The organism is Nocardiopsis sp. TNDT3 (genome assembly GCF_003427465.1).
Classification (GTDB): Bacteria; Actinomycetota; Actinomycetes; order Streptosporangiales; family Streptosporangiaceae; genus Nocardiopsis; species Nocardiopsis dassonvillei.
This window is the reverse complement of sequence record NZ_QPFC01000342.1, coordinates 1-6,199: the sequence shown is the minus strand read 5'-3', so window position 1 is coordinate 6,199 and position 6,199 is coordinate 1. Positions and strand designations below refer to the sequence as shown.

Annotated in this window: 6 protein-coding genes; 4 read left to right on the top strand and 2 right to left on the bottom strand. The window is 70.5% G+C overall.

Annotated features, from left to right (window positions below):
• Positions 1 to 40: 40 nt before the first annotated feature.
• The gene (locus DQW06_RS09255) at positions 41 to 703 is read right to left on the bottom strand and encodes an AIM24 family protein (protein WP_013155076.1); all 663 of its coding nucleotides are present in this window, start codon (positions 701 to 703) and stop codon (positions 41 to 43) included.
• A gap of 88 nt (positions 704 to 791) precedes the next feature.
• On the bottom strand, positions 792 to 1,670 hold the full coding sequence (rsmI, locus tag DQW06_RS09250; RefSeq protein ID WP_013155077.1) for a 16S rRNA (cytidine(1402)-2'-O)-methyltransferase: 879 nt from the start codon (positions 1,668 to 1,670) through the stop codon (positions 792 to 794).
• Here rsmI and iscB point away from each other — a divergent pair.
• The 4 genes from iscB (at position 1,606) to DQW06_RS09230 (ending at position 6,179) form a co-directional block, all read left to right on the top strand.
• A complete protein-coding gene (gene iscB, locus DQW06_RS09245) occupies positions 1,606 to 3,438 on the top strand; it encodes an RNA-guided endonuclease IscB (RefSeq protein ID WP_232832986.1) in 1,833 nt (610 codons plus the stop codon). The genes rsmI and iscB overlap by 65 nt on opposite strands.
• A 28-nt stretch (positions 3,439 to 3,466) precedes the next feature.
• Positions 3,467 to 5,101 carry a dolichyl-phosphate-mannose--protein mannosyltransferase gene (locus DQW06_RS09240; RefSeq protein ID WP_013155079.1) on the top strand — a complete coding sequence of 545 codons (1,635 nt, stop codon included), beginning with the start codon at positions 3,467 to 3,469 and terminating at the stop codon, positions 5,099 to 5,101.
• 310 nt (positions 5,102 to 5,411) lie between these two features.
• On the top strand, positions 5,412 to 5,615 hold the full coding sequence (locus DQW06_RS09235; protein ID WP_013155080.1) for a cold-shock protein: 204 nt from the start codon (positions 5,412 to 5,414) through the stop codon (positions 5,613 to 5,615).
• Positions 5,616 to 5,870: 255 nt separating this feature from the next.
• Positions 5,871 to 6,179, top strand: a complete 309-nt coding sequence (locus tag DQW06_RS09230) for a sec-independent translocase (protein WP_013155081.1) — start codon at positions 5,871 to 5,873, stop codon at positions 6,177 to 6,179.
• Positions 6,180 to 6,199 lie beyond the last annotated feature (20 nt).

Sequence of the window (6,199 nt, the reverse complement as noted above, 5' to 3'; positions counted from 1 at the left end):
GGCCCCGGGACACACGTCCCGGGGCCCTTCGCCTGTCGGGTCAGGCCGTCTGGGCCGCGACCGGCGCGCCCTCGGAGGCCTGCACCAGGACGAAGCCCTGGCCCTCGAAGGAGAGCTGGAGCGCCTCTCCGCTGCCCCGGCCGATGAGCGCGCCCGCCTTGACCGTGCGGCGCACGCCCGTGCTCAGCGAGCTGGACCAGGCGACCGCGGAGTCGGTGTCCACGAAGGTCGGCTGGTCGACGTTGATCAGCACCGGGGCGCCGTGGCAGGCGATGGCCACCCTGCCCCGGCCGCTGAAGACCGTGTTGAAGAGGCCGCCGGCGGCCATGCCCGCGCCCTCCACACGGCGGATGTCCCAGTTCAGCCCGGCCTCGAAGGCGAGCACGTTGTCGCCGTTGACCGTGAGGTGGTCGTCCTCCAGGTCCACCAGGTGCACGTCCCAGGCGTCGCGGGCCAGGAACACGTCGCCGCGCCCGGACACCTTCATCAGCGGCAGCCCCTCGCCGGTGAAGGCCTTCTTGAAGAACTTGCTGACGCTGCCGGACCCCTCGTAGGAGAAGTCGACCTGGCCCTGGTAGGCGACCATGGCGCCCTGACGCGCGAAGAACTCGCCGTTGAGGCCCACCCGGAGCATCTTGTGGTTCTGCAGGTGCATACCCGGCTGGCTGGTCTCCTGGGCCTGCTGGAAGAGGTGGCTTCGCATGAACGTGTTCCCCATCGACGGTCTGGCTGGTTCACCTGGTCAGACGCTCCAGAACCGGAAAGGTTCCGCCGCGGGCCGCCGTTTTCGGTCAGTCGGCGGACACGACCCCGTGCACCAGGTCGTAGACCCGGCGCTTGGGAACACCGAACTCCCTGGCCACACGGGTGATCGCCTCCTTGCGGCGCACGCCCTCCTCCTCCAGGTCCGAGACCGCGGCGACCAGGTCGGCGTCCCCGACCGTCCCTGGGTCGCGGCGGGCGCCCTCCACCACGAGGGAGATCTCGCCCCGCACGCCCTCGGCGGCCCAGGCCGCCAGCTCCCCGAGGCCGCCCCGGCGCACCTCCTCGTAGGTCTTGGTCAGCTCCCGGCACACGGCGGCGCGCCGGTCGGCGCCGAAGGCCGCGGCCATCGCCTCCAGGGTGGCGGCGACGCGGTGGGGGCTCTCGAAGAACACCATCGTGCGGCGCTCGGCCGCCAGGTCGGCCAGGTAACCCGACAGGCCCTTGCGGGGCGGGAAGCCCTCGAAGCAGAAGCGGTCGGTGGGCAGGCCCGAGACCACCAGCGCCGTGGTGACGGCGGACGGCCCCGGGATGGCGGTCACCGGGATGCCCTCTCCCGCGCAGGCGGCGGCCAGCCGGTAGCCGGGGTCGGACACCCCCGGCATACCGGCGTCGGTGACGACGAGGACGTCGCTGCCCGCGCGCAGGTCGCCGAGCAGCTCGTCCGTGCGGCGGCTCTCGTTGGCGTCGTAGTAGGACACGACCCGGGCGCCCGCCTCCCCGCCCAGGCGCACGTCCGCGCGGGAGGCGAACTGGCGTAGCCTTCGGGTGTCCTCGGCCGCGATGACGCGGGCGCCCTCCAGTGCGCGCAGCAGCCTGGGCGGCGCGTCCTCCACGTTCCCGATGGGCACACCGGCGAGCGTCAGGGTCCCCGTCCCTCCACTCGTCCCAGCTCCACCCTCAACCACTGTGATCCCCGTCCTGTCGCGCTACGGTTGGCTCGTCACGCCATCCGAAACCTGGTTTCGTGGTCCGTCCGCAAAGGACAACCATCTCCGACCCCAACCTACGAGCCGAGGTAACGCGTTCCCCGCTCGAAGGCGGGGCTTTCGACCCCCGGGTCGAGGGCCTGGCGTCACCAGCACCAGCCAACACCAGGGAGGTGACCAGTTGGCTACGTTCCACACAGGTGAGAAGACCCACCAGGCCGTGCTTCCTCAGCGGCCTGCTCTGGAATCCGCGTCAGCGGACATTCCAAGGAACGGGAACGAAACGGGGCGCGGAAGCCACGTGCGCGGGGCACCCGGTGTGGAACATGTGCGAGGGGAGACCACCGGCGGTTCACCTACCGCTGGTGGCGTCGCCCCCGTGCCCCCGGGGGCCGGGGAGCAGGCCCGTGAGGACCGTCCACCGAAGACCACGCCCCGCGAGGGGCACCCGTACGTGTTCGTGCCGGACCGCCACGGCACACCACTACAACCCACCCACCCCGCGCGGGCCCGCCGGCTCCTGGCCAGGGGCCGGGCGATCGCGGCCCGGCACACCCCCTTCGTCATCAGGTTGAAGGATCGCACCACCGCCGAGTCCGGGGTCGACGGGGTCGAGACAGGCATTGGCCCAGGCAGCAAGCGCACCGGCACCGCCGTGTTCACCGACCGGCGTGGAGAACGCCGAGGCCGCTGTGCGATACGGCCGGACCACCGAGGCGGTCAGATCGCCAAGAGGATGCGCCAACGCGCCGCCTACAGAAAGGGGCGCCGTTCTCGTAACCTGCGTTACCGGACGGCCCGGTTCGACAACCGCACCCGTCCACGCGGTTGGCCGCCACCCTCGCTCCGGCACCGGGTGGACACCACCCTGGCCTGGGTGGGTCGTCCGGCCCGGTGGGCTCCGGTCCTGGAGCGGGTCGCCTTCGACGTCCACGCCCTGGGCGCGGGGCGTCCTGCGGAAGGGGTGGAGTACCGACACGGCACCCTGCACGGCTACGAGGTGCGCGAGTACCTGCTGGCCAAGTGGGGACGGGCGTGCGCCTACTGCGGTGCCACCGGCACCCCGCTCAACGTCGACCACGTCCGTCCCCGTTCCCGAGGCGGATCGGACCGGGTGGCCGACCTCGCGCTGGCCTGTGTCCCGTGCAATCGGGCCAAAGCCGACCAGCCCGTCGAGGAGTTCGTGACCAACCCCCGCGCTCTCGCCGGGATCAGCGCGCAGACCAAGGCGCCGCTGCGCGATGCCGCAGCGGTCGACGCCACTCGGTGGGCGCTGTGGCGGTCCCTGGACGAGTGCCCGCCCACCCGTGTGGGATCGGGAGGTCGGACGAAGTGGAACCGCACCCGCGACCACCTGCCCGAGTCCCACACCCTGGACGCCCTGGCCGTGGGCAGGGTCGAAACCGTCACCACGGCTGTTTCAACGGTCCTGGTCGTCGGGGCCGCTGGGCGCGGCCCCTATGCCCGTACCCGGGCGGACAGGCACGGTTTCCCCCGGTTGCGTCTGCCCCGCCGCAAACGGTTCTTCGGTTTCCAGACCGGGGATCTGGCCCGAGCGGCCGTGCCGTCGGACATGAACGCGGGGACGCACACAGGCCGGGTGGCGGTGCGCAGCAGCGGGAGCCACACCCTGCAAACCTCGTATGGGCCGATCAAGACCTCATGGAAGAACCTGTGTCTGCTCCAGCGAGCGGACGGTTACGGCTACACCACCCAGAAGGAGGCAGGGGCTCCCTCCACCGCCTGAGGGCGGGAGTATCCACCCCGTACACCCGATGACCACCACCGCACCTTTCTCCGAGGCAGAGCCCTCGCCCCCGCCGCGGTCGGCGCGGATACGCGCCCGCTTCCTGCCCGTCAACCCCGCGCCCCGCTGGCTGGGCTGGCTGGGCGCCTTCGCCGTCGCGCTGTTCGCCGGGGTGCTGAGGTTCTTCAACCTCGGCCAGCCCGACCGGATCTACTTCGACGAGACCTACTACGCCAAGGACGCCTACGGGCTCTGGAACTTCGGCTACGAGCACGAGACCGTCGAGGAGCCCGTCGAGGCCGACGACCTGCTCGCCCAGGGATACCAGGACATCTTCACCGGCACGGGCGACTTCATCGTGCACCCGCCGGTGGGCAAGTGGATGATCGCCCTGGGCGACTGGCTGTGGTCGCTCCTGCCGTTCGGCACGACCATGACCCCCGAGGCCTGGCGGTTCGCCTCCGCCGTGGCCGGGGTGCTCTCGGTCCTCATCCTGGTGCGGCTGGCCACGCGGATGACCCGCTCGGTGCTGCTGGGCTGCACGGCGGGGCTGATCATGGCGCTGGACGGCCTGCACTTCACGCTGAGCCGCATCGCCATGGTGGACATCTTCCTGACCCTGTGGATCCTGGCCGGATTCGCGTGCCTGGTGATCGACCGGGACAGCACCCGGGAGCGGATGGCCCGCCTGGCGGAGGCGGGAGGGGACCTGGCGTCGGTGGGCTGGCTGGGGATGCGCTGGTGGCGGCTGGCGGCCGGTCTGTGCTTCGGCCTGGCGGTGGGCACCAAGTGGTCGGCCCTGTTCTTCGTCGCGGCGTTCGGCCTGCTCACGGTGGCGTGGGACTACGGGGCCCGCAGCAGCGTCGGCCAGCGCGGCTTCTTCTGGCGGTGGCTGGGCGTCGACGCCGTCCCGGCGTTCGTGCAGACCGTGGTGGTCGCGGGGGTCGTCTACCTGGTCTCGTGGTCGGGGTGGCTGTTCACCCGCGGCGGCTACAACCGCGACTTCGCGGACGGCATGGCACCCGAGTGGGTGCCCGGGTTCCTGCGGGCGCCGGTGGAGGCGCTGTGGAGCCTGGTGGACTACCACCAGCGGATGATGACCTTCCACACCGACCTGACCAGCGACCACGCCTACATCTCCGCGCCGTGGGAGTGGCTGGTCATGCGCACCCCGGTGATGTTCCACTACAACGGCGAGGTCGCCTCGTGCGACACGGGCGACTGCGTCACCTCCGTGGTCTCCATCGGCACGCCGGTCATCTGGTGGTCCAGCCTGCTCGCGCTGGCGGTGATGCTCGGCTGGTGGGTGACCTTCCGCGACTGGCGGGCCGGGGCGGTGCTGCTGGCCGTGGCCGCGGGGTGGCTGCCGTGGTTCGCCTACCCGGACCGGCCCATGTTCCTGTTCTACGCCGTCCCGCTGCTGCCCTTCCTGGTCCTGGCGATCGTGCTGGCGCTGGGCCTGGCGATGGGGGCCGGGGAGGACAGTCCGCGCTTCGCCCCCTACACGCGTGCGGTGGGCGGCATCGTCTACGGCGTGGTCCTGCTGTTGATCGTGGCCAATTTCGCCTACTTCTACCCGGTGTTGTCGGCGTATCCGATCGACGAGGGTATGTGGCGTGAACGCATGTGGTTCGACGTGTGGATCTACGGCAGCGGCGGTTAGTGAACGGCGCCCCGGCGCATCCGTGTTCGGCCGCGCCCCATTAGTGGCCCGGCGAACGGAAATCAACAGTTGCGAGTAGCCGAAACAGGACAGGGAAAGAGCGCGATTCCCGTGTGGAAGGCCTCGGCAGGGCAGCACCCTCCCTGGTACTGTCAGCAACTGGTTGCTGTTGTAGTTTCCATGGATGCCCGGGGCGCCTCGCGGAACTTCACGTGGGCGCTCGCCGGTGCGGGATTCACCCGTCGGTCAGGCGCCCGGCGGCCCGGGGCCAGCAGGGTGCGGCCCCGCAGTAGTCCCCAAGGGAGTGCACATGGCTCAGGGCACCGTGAAGTGGTTCAACTCTGAGAAGGGTTTCGGGTTCATCGCCGTCGAGGGCGGTCAGCCCGACGTGTTCGTCCACTACTCGGCGATCTCGGGCACCGGCTTCCGGAACCTGGAAGAGGACCAGAAGGTCACCTTCGACATCATCCAGGGCCCCAAGGGCCCGCAGGCCGCTGACGTCAAAGCGGTCTAGAGCCGTCCTTTCCACGCGGTCGACGGAATTCCCGGTCGCCCGACGGCACCTTCCGCGTCCGCGTTCCCTTACTTGACGGCGCACCCGAGCAGCCGGGACCGGGTGGAGCGCCCGCGCCCAGCCCTCCGCTCGCAGAGCGGGGGGCTGGCCCGTGTCCACCCCCTTTGCGGACGACCGGGGTGAGGTTACCCAAGCCCCCCGATACCGGTTAACCTGCTTGAAGCCGGTCGGTACACCGAAGGACTGAGGTCGCGCATGTTCAACATCAGCGGAGGAGAGTTCGTCGTCCTCCTCCTGCTCGCGCTGCTGATCTTCGGTCCGGACCAGCTGCCCAAGGCGGCCCAGCAGGTGGGCAGGGTGCTGCGCCAGCTGCGGACGATGGCCAACTCCGCCTCCAACGACATCCGCGAGGGGCTGGGCCCGGAGTTCAAGGACTTCGACGTGCAGGACCTCAACCCCCGGCGCTTCGTGCAGAAGCACTTCTGGGAGGAAGAGGAGCAGGAGAGCAAGCCCGTGGCCCGGCTGAACGGCAAGCGCCCTCCCTTCGACGACGAGGCCACCTGACGCGGGCCCCGGCCCGCGTC